The sequence below is a fragment of the Aeromonas sp. s5 genome (assembly GCF_040907865.1).
Taxonomy (GTDB): Bacteria; Pseudomonadota; Gammaproteobacteria; order Enterobacterales; family Aeromonadaceae; genus Aeromonas; species Aeromonas dhakensis.
Window position 1 is genome coordinate 168,554 of record NZ_JBFOCO010000033.1, and the last position, 19,677, is coordinate 188,230.

Sequence of the window (19,677 nt, forward strand, 5' to 3'; positions counted from 1 at the left end):
GGGTGGGTCCCAGTTTTGATGAGTGCAAAGCATTTCAAGTGGCAAGGGCGCCACTTCAGTCCGTTTTTGTGATCCGAGCCGTAGATTCCTGACAGCCGGTGTGCTGGCAGCATGCCTAATCCGGGGGGGTAAATCCAGCGCCTTGTAGCAGAATTTTATGTTGCGATTAGGTGTATGTGATATAGATCTTGCAATTTGCCTGTATTAATCGCTGTTTATTTTAATTTTCGCGAGATAATCAGCTTTCAGGCTTTGGTCGTTTCTTGCCCGTTTGGCAAGGGTGAAGACCAGCAGCGCCGAGATGCGGTGTTCCACGGTGCGCTGATCCAGAAAGGGGTCCGGCTCGTCATCATCGAACCCGAACAGGGGGCGGCTCGGGGTCACTCTGACCGCATCTCGTTGCAGGGTCAACTCGTTGACCTCAAGCCACTGATAACCTTCGGCTTGCGCCATTTCGCCCGCCCGTTTCAGCACATACTTGCGGGCGGTTTCCCGGCTCACCAGATCGTTGCCGACAAACTCCAGCTGCCACTTGTCCGGCCCGAGCCGAGTCTGGGAGAAGCCGGTCTGGCCATTCCAGAACGAGGGTTCGCTGTGATAGGGGGTGGCACAGCCAACCAGCAGGGCAGTGCAGAGGCAGATCAGCAGCAGGACGGGCACGGAGGGACGGGGAGAGGGCATCTCGATCACCGGTTGGCAGCAGAGGGCTTCACTACAGCACAAAGCCATGGAGGGCACAAACGGTTGGTCGTTTCCTGCGGTGGCGCGCCTGAAAGAAAAAAGGCCTTGTCGTTTGACAAGGCCTTTCTCGGGGAATGATGGTCGGCGTGAGAGGATTTGAACCTCCGACCCCTGACACCCCATGACAGTGCGCTACCTGGCTGCGCTACACGCCGACGAAGTCAGTCTGAGCTGACGGGGGCTGAGTTTATGGAGATGGACCCGACCTGTCAACAAGGAAACCGCGGCGGCGGTGCGTTCGCCTGCTTTGCGAACAATCGGCGCTTAAAGTGCCGCCACTTGCCCAAAAACCGCCCATCGCGGGGTTGAGACCCCCTTAAAACAAGCAGGCCGCCCGGGTGGGCGGCCTGTGATGGTGACGGTGGCACCGATTGAGAGGGATCAGCGGGTGAAGGTGAGCCGCTTGCCCAGCACCTCGTTGGTGACCTGACCGTTTTGCCAGGCGATCTGGCCGTTGACCAGGGTCATCTCCACCGTGCTGTGGAAACGGTAGCCGTTGAAGGGCGACCAGCCGCACAGGTAGAGCAGGTTGCTGTCGTTGACCACGTAGGGCTTGCCCAGATCCAGCAGCACCAGGTCGGCGAAGTAACCCTCGCGGATGTAGCCACGATCCTGCACCTGGAAGCGCTCGGCCACCGCGTGGGAGGTCTTCTTGACGATGGTCTCCAGCGAGAATACCCCGTTGTGATAGAGCTCCAGCAGGGCCAGCAGGGAGTGCTGCACCAGCGGCACGCCGGACGGCGCCTTGAAGTAGCTGTTCTGCTTCTCTTCCCAGGTGTGGGGGGCGTGGTCGGTGGCGATGATGTCGAGCACGTCATTGCGCACCGCATCCAGCAGGGCGTGCTGGTCGGCGGCGCTCTTCACCGCCGGGTTGCACTTGATCTGGCTGCCCAGGGTGTCGTAGTCCGCCTCGTTGAAGAACAGATGGTGAACGCACACCTCGGCGGTGATGTTCTTGTCCTTGAGATCCTTCAGATCCTGGGTGGCGGTAAAGAGCGACAGCTCTTTCGCCGTGGTCAGGTGCAGCACGTGCAGCTTGGCGCCGTACTGCTTGGCCAGGGAGACCGCCAGGCTGGAGGATTTGTAGCAGGCATCGGCGCTGCGGATGCGGCCATGCTCGCGCATCGGCACATCTTCGCCCCATTTGGCGCGGGCTTCGTCTTCCAGCACCTTGATGGTGGGGGTGTCCTCGCAGTGGGTGACGATCATCACCGGGCTCTCGCGGAAGATGGCGGCCAGGGTCTCCTGGTTGTCCACCAGCATGTTGCCGGTAGAGGCACCCATGAAGATCTTGATGCCGCAGGACTGTTTCGGATCGAGCTTCTTGATCTCTTCCAGGTTGTCGTTGGTGGCGCCGAGGTAGAAGCTGTAGTTGGCGGCGGAGGAGTTGGCGGCTATCTGGTATTTGGCTTCGAGGGCATCGAGGGTGGTGGTCTGGGGATTGACGTTGGGCATTTCCATGAAGCTGGTGGTGCCACCGGCCACGGCGGCCCGGGATTCACTGGCGATGGTCCCCTTGTGGGTCAGCCCCGGCTCCCGGAAATGGACCTGATCATCGATCATTCCTGGGATGAGGTGACGGCCCGCGGCATCGATCACCACTGCATCGGGGGCGCTGATATCCGGGGCGATGCGGGCGATCCGTTCCCCCTCGATCAGCACGTCGGAGGCATAGATGCGGCCTTCGTTGACCAGGGTGGCATTCTTGATAAGCAATTTGTTCATGGGGGGTTCCAGTTCCTTTGCCGATAATCGCGGGTCATAATAGCGCAAACCGCCCTTTCTCTGTAGCAAGGCCTGACTGATGAAGTTATTTGTAAAAGATTTGACCGTGATCGACTCCAGCTACCTGTGCGAACGCCGCGGTATGGTGGGGGAGAGCTGGCTGGTGGACATCGAAATGAGCGGCGAGCTCAACGAGATGAGCATGTTGCTGGACTTCGGCCGGGTCAAGAAGCTGATCAAGTCGATCATCGACGACGAGGTGGATCACAAGCTGCTGGTGCCGACCGAGTGCCCCCTGGTGCAGGTGGCCCAGCTGGACGGTGACGAGAGCACCGTCGATCTGCTGCGCCCGGGTCGCTCCATCCACCTGCGCTGCCCGAGCCAGGGCTTCGCCTTCATTCCGGCGCCCCAGGTGGACAAGGAGTCCGTCACCCGCTATCTGCTGGCGGTGCTGGCCAAGCGGCTGCCGGGCAACATCAAGGATCTGTCGCTGACCCTGCGCCAGGAGGCCATCGACGGCGCCTTCTATCACTACAGCCACGGCCTCAAGAAGCACGATGGCAACTGCCAGCGCATCGCCCACGGCCACCGCTCTCCCATCGAGATCCACGTGGACGGCGAGCGCGACCAGGAGCTTGAGCTGAACTGGGCCGAGCGCTGGGCCGACATCTACCTGGGGACCGACGAGGATCGGGTGGCCCTCGGCGATCTCGCGTTGAGCGAGCAGGCCAAGGCCATCCTGCAAGAGGCCGGCGAGCACTACGTCGGCTTCAAGTATGTGGCGCCGCAAGGGTTGTTCCAGCTGGCCATGCCGGCGGCGGAGGTGGAGATGATCGACACCGACACCACCATCGAGCTGCTGGCCCACTACATCGCCCGCGAGGTGAAGAAGAGCGTGGGCGACAAGTTCGTCAAGATCGTGGCTTATGAAGGGGTGGGCAAAGGCGCCATCGCCTACGCCTGATCCCGCGCCGCTTGCCAGTAAAAAAACAAGGCCCCGCATCTGCGGGGCCTTGTCGTTGCCGGGGCTGGCGTGGGCGTCAGGCGCTGAGCCGGAAGCGCTTGACCAGGCTCTCCTGCTGCTCGGCCAGCGAGTCGAGCTGCTGGCTGGTCTCGGCCACCCGCTCGATCCCCTGGTAGTTGAGATCCGAGATGTCGGAGATGCGGTTGAGGTTGGTGGCGATGTCGGCGCTGGTGGCCTGCTGCTGCTCGGCGGCGGAGGCAATCTGGCTCGACATGTCGCTGATGAGCACCACTATGCCCTGCACCTCCTCCATGGCGTTGTTGGCGTGGGAGCTCTGATCCATGCAGCTGTCCATCTCGCGGGAGCACTCCTGCATCACGGTCACCGCCTTGGCGACCCCCTGCTGCAGGTTCTCGATCATGGTCTGGATTTCGCTGGTGGACTGGGCGGTGCGCCCGGCCAGGCTGCGCACCTCGTCGGCCACTACCGCAAAGCCGCGCCCCTGCTCGCCGGCCCGGGCCGCTTCGATGGCGGCATTGAGGGCCAGCAGGTTGGTCTGCTCGGCGATACCGCGAATGACATCGAGGATGTTGCCGATCTGGCCGCTCATGGCACTTACGTCGCCAATCACCTTGCCGGTCTGCTGCAGCTTGCCCGCCAGCTGATGGGTGGTGGTGATGTTGCCGGCCATCACCTTGCGGCCGGTCTCGGAGGCTTTCTCCACGTCCATCACCCGCTCCAGGGTCTGGTTGGCGGCCTGGGCCACCTCGCGTACCGAGGCCTCCATCTGGGTCATGGCGGCGGCGACCGAGGCGGTCTCCTGGCGCTGTTTCTCCAGATCCGCCCGCACCGATTCGGTGGTGTGGCGGTTGTCATGGGCGGCGTTGTTGAGCTGGTTGGAGGCCTGGGAGAGCTGGCTCAGCACCTCGCCCATCTGCTCGATCAGCAGGTTGACCTGGCTGCCGAGCCGGCCAAATTCGTTGTTGCTGCGAAAACCGATGCGCTGGGTCATGTCGCCCTGGGTCACCTCGGTCAGCACCCGCAGCAGCTCCTTGAGCGGACGGCGAATGGCCTTGCCGAGGGTGTAGGCCACCAGGATGGCGATGGTGATGGCGATGACCAGCGCCACCCCCTGGGTGAGGGTGCTCTGGGTCTGCACCTTGCCGGAGGCGCGGATGCTGTTGTTCATCAGCTGCTGGCTCTGGGCGGTGATCTGCTCGAGCTTGCTCTGGATGTTGACGATGAGCTTGCCGGCCTGCTTGCTCTGCTCGCGCATCCGCTCCTGCTGCTGCATCAGCGCCAGGTACTGGGCCAGCACGCCGTCGCTGGCGGTGGTGTCGCGCACGAAGCCGTGCACGTAGTGGCCCATGTTGTTGTCGAACTCCTTGAGCTCCCCCTGCAGATCCTTGATGGTGCTGTTGAAGCCCTCGATCTGCATCTTGTTGCGCTTGAGCGCCGCCTCGATGGGGGCGGGGATGCTCTGGTTGAGGGCATCCATGGTGGAGAGTTCAATGGCGGAGAGTTTGGTGGTCAGGGTCTCGGAGAGCATCTTGATGAAGCTGTCGTCGATGGTGATCATCATGTCGCCGAGGTTCTTCTTGAACTGGGGCAGGCTGACCTGGAACTGGCCCTTGGCCTGGTTCACCTTGTAGAGCCGGCTGAGCAGGGCCTGGTGTTCGGTGGGCAGGGTCTCGGTCAGCTGCAGGTAGTCCTTGACCAGCTGGTTGAGCGCGCCGAGCTCACTCTGCAGCTCCGGATGTTCCGCCGCCTGTTGGGCGAGGGTGGCGAGAGTCTGGTCGACCTGCGCCTTGGCCTGCTGCAGCTCGGCCACTTCGGCCGGGATCTGCTTGAGATCCTGCTCGGTCAGCACGTCGGTGAGCCACTTGTTGGCGCTGAGCAGGCTGATCTGGGTCTGGCTGCTGGCGATCACCAGCGGCATGGTCTGCCGGGTGACCTGATCCAGCGCCTGATTGAGCTCGCTCTGGCTGCGGAAGGTGAGTACCGAGGTGGCCGCCATCACGGCCACCAGGATGGCAAAGCCAAGATAGACCCTCTGCAAGATGGAGAGGTCTGACATTGTTTGTTTCATTCTTGTCCCGCTGTATATGCAAAAGTCCCTTGCCTGAATACCCCGTCCATTTGATACCCTGCTACCACTGTGGGCGAGCAACGTCGGCAGACGTCTTCCGGCTATCGGTATTTTTAACAATAACTGAAGAGAATGGGACAACGGCTGTGTCAAATGTCGGCTTGTGTCACACTTGCCGGGCCTTGATGACGGGCGTTGGAACCGCTTGAGACAGGCATTGAATTTTCTTTTTCATATAAAGGAGTTATCCATGGCGCAAGAAACCATTTTCAGCAAAATCATCCGCAAAGAGATCCCCGCCGACATCCTTTATCAAGACGACCTGGTGACCGCCTTTCGCGACATCCAGCCCAAGGCCAAGACCCATATCCTGATCATCCCCAACGTGCTGATCCCCACCGTCAACGACGTGGAGCCGGATCACGAGCTGGCGCTGGGCCGGATGTTCACCGTGGCCCGCAAGCTGGCCAGCGAGGCGGGCATTGCCGAGGATGGCTACCGCCTCATCATGAACTGCAACCGCCACGGCGGGCAGGAGGTCTACCACATCCACCTGCATCTGGTCGGCGGCCAGCCGCTGGGACCCCTGCTCAGCCTGTGATGCCGCGCCTGCCACTGGCCGGTCTGCTGCTGGCCGGTTCCCTGCTGGGGGGCTGCGCCTCCCACTGGCAAGACATGTTCGTCTCCTATTCCGATCAGATGGTGCCGCTGCGCAACCAGCTGCTGCTGGGTCATGCCGCCGAGGCGCTGCCCGAGGTGCGCGACTCCACGCCGGGGGACGATACCTATGTGCTGGACCGGCTGGAGCAGGGGCGCATCGCCTGGCTGGCGAGTCAGGATGTCGCCAGCAAGCAGGCCTTTGCCGCCGCCGACAGCCGGCTGGCGTGGGAAGACAATCAGGCCGAGTACCGGGTCAGCCAGGGGCTGGCCCAGGCGGGCAGCCTGCTCACCAATGACCAGACCATGGCCTACCGGGCGCCGGACTACGAGCGCACCATGCTGCACCACTATCTGGCTCTCAACTACCTGCAGCGCGGGGATGCCGAGGGCGCTCTGGTGGAGGTGCGCCGCGCCAACCAGGTGCAGGAGCAGGCCCTCAAACGGCGCGCCGACGAGGTGCGCAAGGCAAAGAATGAGAGCGAAGAGGCCGAGGCGGATACCGCAACTGAAGGGGAGATGCGCCAGCTGATGTCGCGCGGCGCCCCCGAGCTCGACCGGCTGATCGGGCGGGTCAAGAACGGTTTTCAGAACGCCTACACCTTCTATTTCTCCGGCGTGCTCTATGAGGCGGCCGGCGATCTCAACGATGCCTGGGTCGACTATCAGCGTGGTTACCAGATAGCGCCGGACAACCGGAGCCTGCAGGATGCCTTGCTGCGCCTGGCTGTGCTGCGGGGCGCCGCGGACGAGATCCGCGAGACCGAGAAAAAGGTGGGCCGCAAGGCACCGCCCCTGGCCAAGGATCAGGGCCAGCTGGTGGTGCTGTTTGAAGATGGGTTGATCCCGGCACGGCGCGAGCTGTTCCTGCCGCTGCCCATCGCCACCTCAGGCGGCGATTTTCGCACCTTTACCGTCGCCATCCCCTATTACGATAATCGGGCCACCGACACAGGGCCGCTCACGGTCTCGGTGGGCAAGCGGGTCGAGCAGACCAGCGAGCTGGTCAGGCTGGAGGCGCTGGCGGCCAAAGATCTGCAGGAGCGGCTGCCCGGCATGCTGACCCGCCAGGCGCTGCGGCTGGTGGCCAAGGAGCAGGTGCGGCGCACCGCCGCCAAGGAGGGGGGCGATGTGGGCAACATTCTGGTCGGCATCTTCAATACCCTCTCGGAGCGGGCTGACACCCGCAGCTGGCTGACGCTGCCGGCCCAGGCAGCGAGCTGGCAGGGGATGCTGCCGGCGGGCGAGGTGAAGCTCACCTTGGGGGCGGGGGCAGCCCAGCGGCAATTGCCGCTCACCATTCACCAGGGACGCACCACCCTGGTGTGGGTGCAGCGGCTCGGTGCCGGGCTGACGACGCGGGTGATGCCGCTGTAACGGCGAACGATGGCAATACACATGAGTGACCGGTCGGGCCCATCGGGGTCGCCGGCAAGGAGAGCAAGATGAAAGCACACGGGTTGGCTCTGGGCCTGGTTCTGCTGCTGGCGGGCTGCGCCACCAATACCTCCGGCGTGGCGCTCTATGGGGCACCGGGCGCCGCGCCAGTGGCGGAGCAGCATCAAAACGTCAATGTCACCCTGACCGAGCTCAGCCGGCGCGAACAAAACGGCCTGCTGCAGGTCAATGTGGCGGCGGCCAGCACCCAGCGCGGTGACAACAAGCTGCAGTACCTGTTCTATTGGTATGATGAGGCGGGGCAGGAGGTGGCCAGCGATGGCCGCGGCTGGACGCCGCTCAAGCTGCACGGCTATCAGACCCGCACCCTGTCTGCCCTGGCGCCGAGCCCGGCCGCCCGGGGCTACCGGATTTACGTACGCGAAGTGATTGAGGAATCCTACTGATGAAAATGAATCATGCCCTGCTGATCCTGACTGGCGCCCTGCTGCTGGGCGGCTGCTCCAGCACCACCGTCAGCTATGGCGATCCGACCGAAACCGAGACGGTGACCGTCGATTACGGTTCCAGCGATCTGCAGGCCATCGCCGACAAGATGGCGGATTCCATGCTGGCGTCGCCGGCCACCAGCGAGATCACCGCCGGCGGCCGTCCGGTGATGTTCATGGACTCCATCCGCAACAAGACCTCCGAGCATATCGACACCGAGGCCATCACCGACACCATCCGCACCAAGCTGCTGCGCGCCGGCAAGTTCCGCTTCGTCGACATGAGCAAGGTGGCGGCGGTCAAGCAGCAGCTCGAATACCAGCAGAGCAGCGGCATGGTGGATCCTGCCTCCATGGTGCGCCTGGGCAAGCAGACTGGCGCCCGCTACATGGTCTATGGCAACCTCGCCAGCATCGTCAAGGACAACGGCAAGGTGAAGGATGTCTACTACCAGATGACCATGAACCTGATGGATCTGCAAAACGGCGAGCTGCTGTGGGCCGATCAGAAGGAGATCCGCAAGCAGGCCAAGAAGTCCACCTTTGGCTGGTAAGTCGAGCGAGGGCTCTCTGGCGGCCGCCGAGCGCGCCCTGCTGTCCCGCCTGCCGCCACCCTGGCGCTCGGGTCGGCTGGAGCCATTGGCCAGCGGCCTGACCAACTGCAACTATCGACTGCGCCTCCCCTCGGGGCGCAGCCACTTTTTGCGCCAGGGCCACCCCGATCCGGTGCGCCTTGGCATCGACCGGGCCACCGAATGGCAGCTCTATCAGGGGGCCGTGGGGCAGGGGCTGGCCTTGCCCTGCCATCACAGCGATCCCGCCACTGGCCTGATGCTGCTGGACTGGTGCGACGAGCCGAACTGGCTGGCGGCGCCGCCCCCGGCCGAGGTGCAGCCAGCGCTGCTGGCCGGGGTGCTGACGCGGCTGCACCGGTTGCCGGTGCCGAGCGTGGTGATGGCGGTGCGGGCTCACAGCGCCGGCTATCGTGGCCGGCTGGCCCGGGTGCCGCCCTGGTTGCCGGCGCTGGAGCGGGGGCTGCTGGCCAGCCGCGAGCCTGCCGATTGCTGGCTCCCTTGCCATCATGATCTCAATCCGGCTAATTTGTTGGGGAGCCGGCCCTGGGTCATCGACTGGGAGTATGGCGCCGCCGGGCATCCCGGTTTCGAGGTGGCCAGCATCCAGCGCACCCACAACTGGCAGGAGGCCCAGCGCGAGGCACTGGAGCAGGCCTACTGCGAGCGGGCTGGGGCGCAGGTCGGCCCGCGCGGCTTTCAGAGCCGGGCCTTTTTGCCCTGGGTCGACTACATAGGGCTGCTGTGGGCGCTGCTGATGGCCGAGCAGCAGCCGGGGCCTGACTACCAGGCGCTGATCGATCTCAACCGGCAGCGGCTGGAGTAGAGGGTCAGGCATTGTGAATCATCCGTATCGACAACCCTGTTTCATCAACATTGGAGCCCTGCATGGTGACCACCTTTTCCTGGCGCAAGCCCAGTAGCTGGAGTCTGCTGCTGCTCTGTCTGCTGCTGGCCGGCTGCTCCACCCGGGTCGTCTATTACTGGCTCGACGTGGCCATCGTCTGGCAGCTGGACGACTACTTCTCGCTGGATCGCAGCCAGAAGCGGCTGTTGGACAACGAAGTGAAGGGGTTGATGGCTTGGCACCGCCAGTATGAGGTGCCGCGCTACGCCAAGGATCTCGATGCGCTGGCCAAGGCGGTGGCGAGCCCCATGACCCCGGCCCAGGTCTCCCGCCATCTGGATGCGGCCCAGCAGAGCCTGACCCGTACCCTGGAGGACACTGTGCCGCGGGCCGTGCGGCTGGCGCGCACCCTGACCGAGGCGCAGGTGGCCATGTTCATGAAGGACAGGCTGACCCGTCAGGCAGAGCGGGAAAAGGAGTTTGCCGACAAGCCCAGGGAGGAGATGCTCAAGGAGTTTCGCGACAAGATGAACGAGCGGCTGGTGTTCTGGATTGGCGAGGTGAAACCGGCCCAGGCTCCGCTGGTGGCCCAGTGGGCCCAGTGGCAGTACGAACTGCAGGCCCCCTGGCTTGAGTTTCAGACCGCCTGGACCAAGGAGCTGGATCGGCTGATGAAGCAGCGCCAGAGCCAGGACTTCGGCGCCCAGCTCACCGCCCTGCTGCAACAGGGAGACGGTCTGATGGATGGCCGCTTCACCGGCTATACCGACCAGTCGCGCCAGCGCACCGTCAACTGGCTGAGCGATCTCAGCCAGTCGCTGGACATCTCCCAGCGGGCCCATCTCTACAGCCTGCTCAAGGGATATGCCCGCGATTTCAGGCAGATGTCTGAGGGATGATGGTTGCGGTCAGCCTGTGGGGAAGGGGGTTGGCGACCCCCTTCATCCTTGTTCCAACGGGCCCCCTGTGGTAGTTTGCCCTTTCTATTATGCGGGAATTAACTTTTTGAACCTGACCGACAAAGTGAAACTGGCGCTGATGAGCCTGCTAATCACCCTCGCTCTGTTGTTCTCCACCCTCTCGGTGGAGGGGTTTTCCCTGCCCGTATCCCAGCATCACGCCCAGCATGGCCAGTTGATGGATGACGCCGCGGCGCCGTCCGATGGCGGCCAGGTGATCCACAGTGCCAGCGACAGCGACGACGGCATCGTCAAGTTCGTCAGCTCCCACCAGAATCATCTGCTGCGGCTCGAACACTCCCTGCGCAGCGATAACCAGCCCGGCAGCGTGGTGTACGAGCTTGTCACCAGCTGGTCCCAGCAGGCGATCCTGCTGCTGCTGTGCGGCCTGCTGTTCTATGCCGCCCTCTTCTATCGCAAACACAGTTTCCGCGATCGGTTCGCCACCATCCATCGGCACCGGTTGCAACGCCAGCACCTGCAATACCGTTTCTGTCAGAGTTACCTCGCCTGATCCCGATGGGGTCAGGTCCTTTCGTACCACCTCATCGCCGCCTGATGCCTGATCACCGCGCGTGAACGGGCCACTGTCTCATTCCTGTTTTTTTGCGTACCGCCAGCGTGGCGAGTGCGCCGCCTTCTCCTGACAGAGGCTGATTTCATGAGAAAAAAGAGTCGTATCACCTTGAACCGTATGAATATGTGGCAGTACGCCCTGCTGCTGCTCATGCTGCTCACCTTTACCTTTTACTCCCTGCCCACCTTCTTCGGTGAGCAGCCCTCCCTCGGTCTGCACGGCCAGACCAGCCTGACCGAGGCGCAGCGTACCCTGCTGGCCGACAACCGCATCGAGCCGCAGAAGCAGGTGCAGCAGGGCGAGCGGGTCGAGCTGGTGTTTGCCAGCCAGGCCGAGCAGCAGCGCGCCAAGCAGCTGCTGGAGCAGCAGGGCTATGACAGCTCGGCGCTGACCCTGGAGTTCTACTCCAACGCCCCGGGCTGGATCAGCCAGCTCGGCGCCGCCCCCATCAAGCTCGGGCTGGATCTGCGCGGTGGCTCCCAGCTGCTGATCGGGGTCGATCTGAGCTTCGTTATCGACAACCAGACCAAGAACCTGGTGGACATGCTGCGCACCCAGTTTCGCGAGGCGCGCCTGCGCGGCGCCAACGTGGCCAGGGTGAGCGAAGGGGAGGTGAGGGTAACTCTGCCTGAGGTGGCCGATCAGGCGCCCTGGCTCACCATCATCAAGGATTCCGCCGGCACCCGCCAGGATCAGTGGACCCTCAAGCGCAGCGGCAACGAGCTGCGGCTGGTGATGAGCGAGGCCGAGCGTACCCTGCTGGCCAACAACGCGGTGACCCAGAACCTGTCGATCCTGAAAAAGCGGATCAACGAGCTTGGCATCGTCGAGGCCTCGGTCCAGCGCCAGGGGCAGGACGGCATCCGCATCGAACTGCCGGGGGTGCACAATCCCAAGCAGGCGAAAGAGGTGATCGGGGCCACCGCCTCGCTGGCCTTCTACGAAGCCCAGGCCGACAGCCGCTTCTTCATGGCGGATCGCAGCGGCCAGGCGATTGGCTTGGCTCGCAAGCCGGTGCTGACCGGTGAGCACATCGTCGATGCCCGCGCCAACATGGGCGAGATGGGGCAACCCCAGGTCAACATCGTGCTCGACGGCCTGGGTGGCAGCAAGATGAACCAGTTCAGCCGCCAGCACGTGGGCAAGCCGATGGCCACCGTCTTCACCGAGTACAAGACCAACGCCCAGGGCAAGCTGCGGGCCCAGAGCGAGGTGATCAACGTCGCCACCATCCAGACCGCCCTTGGCAACCAGTTCCGCATCACCGGGATTGGCAGCGTACCGGAAGCTCAGGAGCTGGCCATGCTGCTGCGGGCCGGCGCCCTCACCGCGCCCCTCAAGATCCTGGAAGAGCGCAGCATAGGCCCGACCCTGGGTCTGCAGAACATCGAGGCGGGCTTCACCGCGCTGGCGTTCGGCATGGCGGGCATGATGCTGTTCATGATGGCCTGGTATCGCAAGTTCGGCTGGGTCGCCATCACGGCGCTCATCGCCAACCTCTTGATGCAGGTTGGGATGCTGGCAGTGCTGCCGGGGGCCGTGCTGACCCTGCCGGGGATCGCCGGCCTGGTGCTCACCGTCGGCATGGCGGTGGATACTCATGTGCTCATTTTTGAGCGGATTAAGGACCGGTTGCGGGAAGGGGGCTCGCTGGCCAACGCCATCGATTTTGGTTATCGCTCCGCGTTTCGCACCATTTTCGATGCCAACATCACTACCCTGATCTGCGCCGTGGTGCTCTATGCCATTGGCTCCGGGCCGCTGCAGGGCTTCTCCATCACCCTGATCCTGGGTCTCATCTCCAGCATGGTGACCGGCATCTGGGGCACGCGCGCCATCATCAACCCCCTGTGGGGCAAGAGCAGCGCCAAGCTGCTGAGGGTGTGACCATGACGGATCACCACCTGTGTCATCGCGCCGCGCGTTCGAGCCTGCTCCGCGCCCGCGTCACGCGCTTCCCTGCGGGAAGCCAGAGCCATCTGCTGTCGAGGGAAGAAGAATGCTGAGAATGATCATTGCCATGGGGTTGACCCGCTGGCGTTACATCGGCCTGTGGGCCTCCGTGCTGCTGACCGTGGCGAGCATCGCGGTGCTTGCCATCAACGGCCTCTCCCTCGGTCTCGACTTCACCGGCGGCATCCTGCTGGAGTTTCGCATCCAGACCCTGAAGGAGGCCCATGAGCTCAACGCCCTGTTGACGGCCCCCCTGGCGGGCGTAGTCGAGCTGCATGGCGCCGGCGTGCCCGGCGAGTGGCTGATCAAGCTGCCGCCCCACGAGCTGCCCTGGCCGGCCGAAGAGCTGGCGGTGATGCTGGGTCAGCAGCTCAACCTGCCGGTGGAGCTGCTGCGCACCACCATCGTTGGCCCCCAGGTGGGCGCCGAGCTGTTCCAGCAGGGGATGCTGGCGGTGCTGGTGGCCTCCTTGGCCATCTCCGCCTACCTGGCGGTGCGCTTCGAGTGGCGCCAAGCCATCGGCATCCTGGTGTCGGTGCTGCACGACGGCCTGGTGGCGCTGGGGCTGCTGGCGCTGTTCAACATCGAGTTCGATCTCAACGTCATCGCCGGCCTGATGGCGGTGATCGGATACTCGCTCAACGACAGCATCGTCATCTCCGACCGCTTGCGGGACCTGCTCAGCTCGCGCACCCAGATGGGGATCCACGACTGCTCCGACGTGGCCATCAAGGCCACCTTCAGCCGCACCATGATCACCTCGGGCACCACCTTGTTCACGGTGGGGGCCCTGCTGCTGTTCGGCGGTGACGCCCTCTACGGTTTCTCCTTCACCCTGTTCGCCGGCATCCTGGTGGGCACCATCTCCTCCATTACGGTGGCCTCCACCGTGCAGGAGCTGCTGGGGCTCACGCCGCAGGCTTACCAGAAAAAAGAAGAGGAGCTGGCGGAGGCGGCGTGACCTTCATCGACGGCCGTCACACTGCGGGCCTGCCGGGTCATCCCGAGCGAAGATAAATAGCGAGAAGGAAGACGACATGTCTTCCTTCTTTTTTATTGGCTGGCCGGCGCAGTCGTAACCGGGTCTTTTTCGCATTCACATTCAGCCTGCGAGGTTATTTTCGGGCCTGGATCTGACCATCGGCAGCGGGTGAAACGCGAGGGCTGACAGCAGTGACAGATGTGCAAGGAAGCGCACATTTTACGGGCCATCCGGAGGTTGCCCATCGTCTACACTGCAATGGAGTTTATTAACGGAGTATGCCTTTATGAACATTGCTCGCCGGCTTCAACTCATTGCCCTGCTGGTTATGCTGGCCCTGACCTTTCTCAGCTGGTTTAGCATCAACCGACTCTCTGCTGCCGACACTGATCTCGGTTATGTCACCGACAATACGGTGCCCAGCATCTCCCTCATCAAACAGGTACAAGCCGATTTTTACGCATTGCACGCCTTGATCCAGACCCATGTGCTCAATACCGACAACAGCAAGATGAATCAGATTGAGACGGGCATTGCAGATCTGCGTACTGAAATCCGCTCTCTGTTGCAAAAATACCAAGCAGAGATGCTCTCCAATGAAGAGGATCGGCAACTGACGACGGATGATCAGCGCATCATCGAGCAATATTATCAGGAGATAGAAAAGGTCCTGATATTGTCTCGCGATAATAAAAACACCGAGGCCAGAGACTTTATCGCCAGCAATGTCATGCCACTGTTCGAGCAGTTTTCCAAGGCCATAGATAAACATGTGAAATTCAATATTGATTTGGGGGCTGCAGTCAAACTGCAGGGTGAAAAGAACTACGACAATAGCCTCCAGACCATGCTGTTTATTTCGTGCGGTACCGGAATATTGACCCTGGTGCTGTTTATCTGGTTGTTCAGACAGGTCGCCAATCCACTGCGACTGGCAATGGCGACGCTCTCCGATATTCAGCACAATTTGAACTTTACCTTGCGGGCCAAGGTGGCCCAGCAAGATGAGATTGGCCTGACCCTCTCGGCCGTCAACCGTCTGCTGGACACCTTGCAGCAAACCTTTACCGAGTTTTCAGTGGGCAGCCTGCAGATAAAAAGCACGGCCGAGTCGCTCTCCCAGGCGGCTCATCACCTTGCCTCGTCGGCGAGCCAGGCCAACGATGCCACCAGTCTCATTGCCGCCGGGGTGGAGGAGATGACGGTGAGCATCACGGATATTTCCCAGCGAACCCAGGAGGCCAGCCGCATCACCAATGAATCCGGCAAGCTCGCCAGCGATGGGGGGACCACGATAGACAGAACGGTGAAAGCCATCAACGAGATCGCAGAGGCCATTCGTCAGGCTTCCAGCGAAGTGTCGGCATTGGGTGATGGCATTTCCCGGATCGGTGGCGTGGTGAACGTGATCAGCGATGTGGCGGGGCAGACCAACTTGTTGGCGTTGAATGCGGCCATTGAAGCCGCGCGAGCGGGTGAACAGGGTCGAGGTTTTGCCGTGGTGGCTGACGAGGTGCGTAAACTGGCGGAGCGGACGGCCCAATCGACCAGGGAGATCTCGGAGACGGTGGAGGCGATTCAACAGGGCTCCCAGCTCACGGTGACCAAGATGGTTCAGGTGGAAGAGAAAGTGGCGCAGGGGGTGGCCATGGCCACTGAAAGCGGGGAGATCATTACCCAGATCCGTCATGCTTCCCATCGCGTCATGGATCAGGTCGGTGAGATCACCATCGCGATTCGCGAACAAAGCTCGGCGGCGGAGTCCATTGCCCATCAGGTGGAGCAGATTGCCCAGGTGGTCCAACAGACCAGCAGCACGGCGGAAGAGACATCGGCTGCGGCGGAAGAGTTGAATGTGACCACCGAGAATATTCACCAGCAGATCTCTCGTTATCGCATTCAGTGATCACTATGGGTGCCAGCTCCCCGCCACATGGCGGGGATTTTTTTATGGGTCAGAAACCTGACCCCGGTTGCAGCAGGAAGTCGGTCTCTTCCGCTGTGCTCGCGCGGCCCAGGATGGCGTTGCGATGGGGGAAGCGGCCAAAACGCTCGACGATCACCTGATGGCGGCGGGCAAAGTCGGCAAAGCCGGCGAAGGTCTCCTGCGCCGGGCCGTCAGCCTGTTCGGCTGCCAGTCCCTCGAACAGGGTCACGCTTCTGGCCTGCTGCTCGCGGGATTCGGCGTGCTCCAGCGGCAGGTAGAAAAAGACCCGTTCCAGCGGTGGCAGCGCCAGATCCGCTCCCAGCGAGAGCCCCTTGAGGCAGAGATCCCGCGCCTTGGCATCCTGGGCAAAGGCGGCCGGAGTGCCCCGATGGATGTTGCGCGGCAGCTGGTCCAGCAGCAGGATCAGGGCCAGCCGGCCCTCGGCCGCCTCGGCCCAGTGGGCGAGCTCGCCGGCGGCGGCTGCTGAGGCCTGGTCACCGAAGCGACTGGCGAGCAGGGCGTCGGTGTCGCTGTTTTTGCCCCACCAGAGGGGCGCTTGGCGTTTGGCGCGGGTGACGTCGTCACTCTCTTCGCCAAACCAGAATGTGAGCAGCGGTTGCCAGGGTTGCATGGAACACTCCTTGGGCCTGCGGGCACCGGATGAATCAAGGCCAAATGACCCTGATGTGGTTGCTGCCGAACGGGCGGCTTCTGGTTACACTGTGCCATCTTTTCCCGCAATAGGGATCCCCCTTCGGCCGGCATCGCTCTCGACATCGGCAGTTGCCGCCGGTGAACCGTGGGACCCTGACTACCCTGATGAGGATTTTCTGATATGGCCGGAACCAGTTTGTTGGCCCTGATTGACGATATTGCCAGCGTACTCGACGATGTGGCGTTGATGACCAAGGTGGCGGCGAAGAAGACCGCCGGGGTGCTGGGGGACGATCTGGCCCTCAACGCCGAGCAGGTTTCCGGGGTGCGCGCCGAGCGGGAGCTGCCGGTGGTGTGGGCGGTGGCCAAGGGGTCGTTTCGCAACAAGCTTATTCTGGTGCCTGCCGCCATCGCCATCAGCGCCCTGGTGCCCTGGCTCATCACCCCGCTCCTGATGCTGGGGGGCGCCTACCTCTGTTTCGAGGGGGCCGAGAAGCTGGCCCACAAGTTTCTGCCCCATGAGGCGAGCGAGGGGGAGGCGCATACCGCATCCATTCCCGATGATTTGGTCGCCTTCGAGCAGCAGAAGGTGAAGGGGGCCATTCGCACCGATTTTATCCTCTCGGCCGAGATCATCGTCATCGCCCTCGGCACCGTGCAGGGAGCCAGCCTGGCACTGCAACTGTCGGTGGTGGCGGGCATTGCCGTATTGATGACAGTGGGGGTCTACGGCCTGGTGGGGCTCATCGTCAAGCTCGACGACATCGGCCTGCACCTGCTGCAAAAGCCCGATGGTGGCGCCCTGCGCCGGGCGGTGGGGCAGGGGCTGCTGGTGACGGCGCCACGGCTGATGCACCTGCTGGCGCTGGTCGGCACCATCGCCATGTTCATGGTGGGGGGCGGCATCCTGGTGCATGGTTGGCCTTTCGTGCACCACCTGATTGAAGGGGCTGCCGCTGCCGTGGCCACCCTGCCTGCGGTCGGCGCTGCCCTCGCACTGGTGACGCCGACCCTGCTCAACGCCGTGGCCGGCGTGGTGGCCGGGCTGGTGCTGGTGCTGGCTATGACCCTGGTGAGCAAGCTCAAGCCAGCCAAATAGTGCGAGTGGCCTGACTGTCGGTAGGCATTTCCGCGATAGCGGGTCATCCCGTCAGATACTGTCTCGTCTGTTGCCTCGGATGGGGGCTAGGCAAGGGCCGGCCTCCTTTCGTACTATCCGGTTGACACCCGCTCACAGAGGCGGGGTCAACCCACATGGATGCAAACAGACAAGGAACGTCATGAAACCACCCGTTTGGCAGGATGATCACATCTATGCCACCCCCGACTGCCCGGCGATCGACGCCGACTTCCAGCGTGCCCGCGAGGCCATGAAGCGCCTGCGACCCCTGCTGGATGAACTGCCCAAGACCAACGACACCAATGCCTTGCGCCATCTGCTGCGGGCCATCCGGGCCTGCTGGCGCGAGGTACGCCTGCTGGAGTGGAACTGGCAGACCTACGGCTACAACCGGCTCAGCCGGGACGGGCGCGACGAGGCGGCCCGGCTGCTGCTCTCCCGCGGCCAGCAGTTGCAGGCAAGCCTGGCCCAGCTCTGCAAACCGGTGGCCCTGTTCTGGGTGCGTGCCCCCGAGGAGCAGGTACGCGCCCTGCTGCAGGATCCCGAGCTGTTCGAGCTCGCCTACGCCATTCGCCACGACCGGCGCCAGCGGGATCAGTGGTTGTCGCTCGAGAGCGAGCAGCTGATCGCGGGGCTGAGCGTGGATGGCCTGCAGGGGTGGGGGGATCTCTACGGTGGCCTGGTAGGAAGGCTCAGGCCGGTGGTGGAGGGGCAGCCCATGGGGCTGGCCCAGGCGGACAACCTGCTGGCCCACCCGCAGCGGTCTCGGCGCGCCGCGGCCTGGCACGCCATCCAGGCGGCCTGGGGGGCGGAGCAGGAGACGGTGGCCGCCATCCTCAACGCCATCAACGGCTGGCGCAACGAGCTGGCTCGCCAGCGCGGCAAGGAACGCAAGTGGGATGCGCTCGATCTCTCCTGCCATCAGGGGCACCTGGAGCGGGCCACCCTGGAGACCCTGATGACGGCGGCCGGCGAGCACAAGGAGCTGGGGCGGCGCGCCCTGCGCGCCATGGCCTGCGCCCAGCAGATCAACGACTTCGCCCCCTGGGATCTCTATGCCCCGGCGCCTGTCGGGGCGAGCAGCCTCATCAGCTTCGAGCAGGCGCTGACCCTGGTGGCCGATGCCTTCGCCGGGTTTGATCCCGAGATGGGGGCGTTTGCCCGCATGATGGCGGCCAATGGCTGGATTGACGCTGCCCCGAGCGAACAGAGGCGCAGCGGCGCCTACAGCACCGAGTATGCCGAGCCGCCCGAGCCGCGGGTGTTTCTCACCTTCGAGGGGACCCTGGACAACGTCATCACGCTCGCTCATGAGTTGGGGCACGCCTGGCACAGCTGGCTGATGCGGGAGTTGCCGTTGGAGCAGCGTGACTACCCCAAGACGCTGGCGGAGACAGCTTCCCTGTTTGCCGAGGCGCTGGTGCGCGATGCCCTGCTGGCGGCCACCGACAACATGGAGCAGCGCCGGGCCATCGCCTGGCTGGACGGGGAGCGGGCCGCCAGCCTGCTGCTCGACGTGCCGGCCCGCTTTACCTTCGAGCGGACCCTGGTGGCGGCGCGGGAGGAGGGCTACGTGGGGGCCGGCCAGCTGCGGCAGATGATGAAATCGGCGCAGCAGCAGTGGTATGGTGACACCCTGAGTCAATATGACGAGCTGTTCTGGGCCAGCAAGGGCCACTTCTCCATCGCCGAGCTCGGGTTCTACAACTACCCCTATCTGTTTGGCTACCTGTTCAGCCTGGGGCTCTATGCCCAGCAGGCGCGGGCGGGGCGCGAGTTCGTCCACGCCTATCGGGAGCTGCTGCGCGACACCGGCCGTATGAGTGCAGAAGAGCTGGTGGAGAAGCACCTGGGGGTCGACATTCGTGAGCCCGCCTTCTGGCAGGAGAGCCTCGATTATGTGGAAGAGGCGGTCGCCCGCCTCGAGCGGCTGGTGTAGGTAGCCCGGCCGTTTTTATCCTGGTGGCGGGCCTGTGGCTCGCCACGCACATTCAACGGGGCCCGGCCCCGCAACCTGATGACGA

At 63.3% G+C, this 19,677-nt stretch carries 17 protein-coding genes and 1 tRNA gene; 13 read left to right on the forward strand and 5 right to left on the reverse strand.

What is annotated here, in order from left to right:
• Nucleotides 1-204: 204 nt before the first annotated feature.
• From AB5Y94_RS20125 to AB5Y94_RS20135, 3 genes are all read right to left on the reverse strand, one after another.
• A complete protein-coding gene (locus tag AB5Y94_RS20125; RefSeq protein ID WP_368206700.1) occupies nt 205-681 on the reverse strand; it encodes a hypothetical protein in 477 nt (158 codons plus the stop codon).
• A 138-nt stretch (nt 682-819) separates the two neighbouring features.
• Nucleotides 820-896, reverse strand: a tRNA-Pro gene (locus tag AB5Y94_RS20130).
• Nucleotides 897-1,122: 226 nt separating this feature from the next.
• Complete coding sequence (locus tag AB5Y94_RS20135) at nt 1,123-2,466, reverse strand: dihydroorotase (RefSeq protein WP_368206414.1); 1,344 nt, start codon at nt 2,464-2,466, stop codon at nt 1,123-1,125.
• A 79-nt stretch (nt 2,467-2,545) separates the two neighbouring features.
• On the opposite strand from AB5Y94_RS20135, the gene AB5Y94_RS20140 reads away from it, so the two are divergent.
• Nucleotides 2,546-3,430, forward strand: coding sequence for a 6-carboxytetrahydropterin synthase (locus tag AB5Y94_RS20140; RefSeq protein WP_054544684.1), 885 nt, complete (start codon nt 2,546-2,548; stop codon nt 3,428-3,430).
• A 76-nt stretch (nt 3,431-3,506) separates the two neighbouring features.
• On the opposite strand, the gene AB5Y94_RS20145 is transcribed toward AB5Y94_RS20140, so the two are convergent.
• On the reverse strand, nt 3,507-5,507 hold the full coding sequence (locus AB5Y94_RS20145; protein WP_026141251.1) for a methyl-accepting chemotaxis protein: 2,001 nt from the start codon (nt 5,505-5,507) through the stop codon (nt 3,507-3,509).
• 262 nt (nt 5,508-5,769) lie between these two features.
• Between AB5Y94_RS20145 and hinT the strand changes: the two genes are divergently transcribed.
• From hinT to AB5Y94_RS20195, 10 genes are all read left to right on the forward strand, one after another.
• On the forward strand, nt 5,770-6,120 hold the full coding sequence (hinT, locus tag AB5Y94_RS20150) for a purine nucleoside phosphoramidase (protein ID WP_010633658.1): 351 nt from the start codon (nt 5,770-5,772) through the stop codon (nt 6,118-6,120).
• Complete coding sequence (locus AB5Y94_RS20155; protein WP_368206415.1) at nt 6,120-7,553, forward strand: COG3014 family protein; 1,434 nt, start codon at nt 6,120-6,122, stop codon at nt 7,551-7,553. Before hinT ends, AB5Y94_RS20155 begins: the two co-directional genes overlap by 1 nt.
• 68 nt (nt 7,554-7,621) lie before the next feature.
• A complete protein-coding gene (locus AB5Y94_RS20160; RefSeq protein ID WP_017764229.1) occupies nt 7,622-8,020 on the forward strand; it encodes a YcfL family protein in 399 nt (132 codons plus the stop codon).
• Nucleotides 8,020-8,616 carry a penicillin-binding protein activator LpoB gene (gene lpoB, locus AB5Y94_RS20165; RefSeq protein ID WP_005302153.1) on the forward strand — a complete coding sequence of 199 codons (597 nt, stop codon included), beginning with the start codon at nt 8,020-8,022 and terminating at the stop codon, nt 8,614-8,616. The genes AB5Y94_RS20160 and lpoB overlap by 1 nt, the downstream gene beginning before the upstream one ends.
• Complete coding sequence (locus AB5Y94_RS20170) at nt 8,606-9,460, forward strand: phosphotransferase (RefSeq protein ID WP_368206416.1); 855 nt, start codon at nt 8,606-8,608, stop codon at nt 9,458-9,460. The genes lpoB and AB5Y94_RS20170 overlap by 11 nt, the downstream gene beginning before the upstream one ends.
• A gap of 62 nt (nt 9,461-9,522) precedes the next feature.
• A complete protein-coding gene (locus tag AB5Y94_RS20175) occupies nt 9,523-10,380 on the forward strand; it encodes a DUF6279 family lipoprotein (protein WP_017764232.1) in 858 nt (285 codons plus the stop codon).
• 67 nt (nt 10,381-10,447) lie between these two features.
• Nucleotides 10,448-10,954, forward strand: a complete 507-nt coding sequence (locus tag AB5Y94_RS20180; protein ID WP_368206417.1) for a hypothetical protein — start codon at nt 10,448-10,450, stop codon at nt 10,952-10,954.
• Between the two features lie 147 nt (nt 10,955-11,101).
• Complete coding sequence (gene secD / locus AB5Y94_RS20185; protein WP_368206418.1) at nt 11,102-12,904, forward strand: protein translocase subunit SecD; 1,803 nt, start codon at nt 11,102-11,104, stop codon at nt 12,902-12,904.
• Nucleotides 12,905-13,016: 112 nt separating this feature from the next.
• Complete coding sequence (secF, locus tag AB5Y94_RS20190) at nt 13,017-13,931, forward strand: protein translocase subunit SecF (protein ID WP_005302136.1); 915 nt, start codon at nt 13,017-13,019, stop codon at nt 13,929-13,931.
• A 307-nt stretch (nt 13,932-14,238) separates the two neighbouring features.
• Nucleotides 14,239-15,858 carry a methyl-accepting chemotaxis protein gene (locus tag AB5Y94_RS20195; protein WP_017784064.1) on the forward strand — a complete coding sequence of 540 codons (1,620 nt, stop codon included), beginning with the start codon at nt 14,239-14,241 and terminating at the stop codon, nt 15,856-15,858.
• Between the two features lie 49 nt (nt 15,859-15,907).
• Here the strand turns inward: AB5Y94_RS20195 and AB5Y94_RS20200 are convergent, their stop codons facing one another.
• Nucleotides 15,908-16,510 (reverse strand): DUF924 family protein, encoded by a 603-nt coding sequence (locus AB5Y94_RS20200; RefSeq protein ID WP_329268378.1) that lies wholly within the window; start codon nt 16,508-16,510, stop codon nt 15,908-15,910.
• A gap of 204 nt (nt 16,511-16,714) precedes the next feature.
• Here AB5Y94_RS20200 and AB5Y94_RS20205 point away from each other — a divergent pair, with 204 nt between their 5' ends.
• Together AB5Y94_RS20205 and AB5Y94_RS20210 are read left to right on the forward strand one after the other, a co-directional pair.
• Nucleotides 16,715-17,632: a DUF808 domain-containing protein gene (locus AB5Y94_RS20205; protein WP_017786777.1), complete on the forward strand. Its 918-nt coding sequence runs from the start codon at nt 16,715-16,717 to the stop codon at nt 17,630-17,632.
• Between the two features lie 181 nt (nt 17,633-17,813).
• On the forward strand, nt 17,814-19,592 hold the full coding sequence (locus AB5Y94_RS20210) for a M3 family oligoendopeptidase (protein ID WP_368206419.1): 1,779 nt from the start codon (nt 17,814-17,816) through the stop codon (nt 19,590-19,592).
• Nucleotides 19,593-19,677 lie beyond the last annotated feature (85 nt).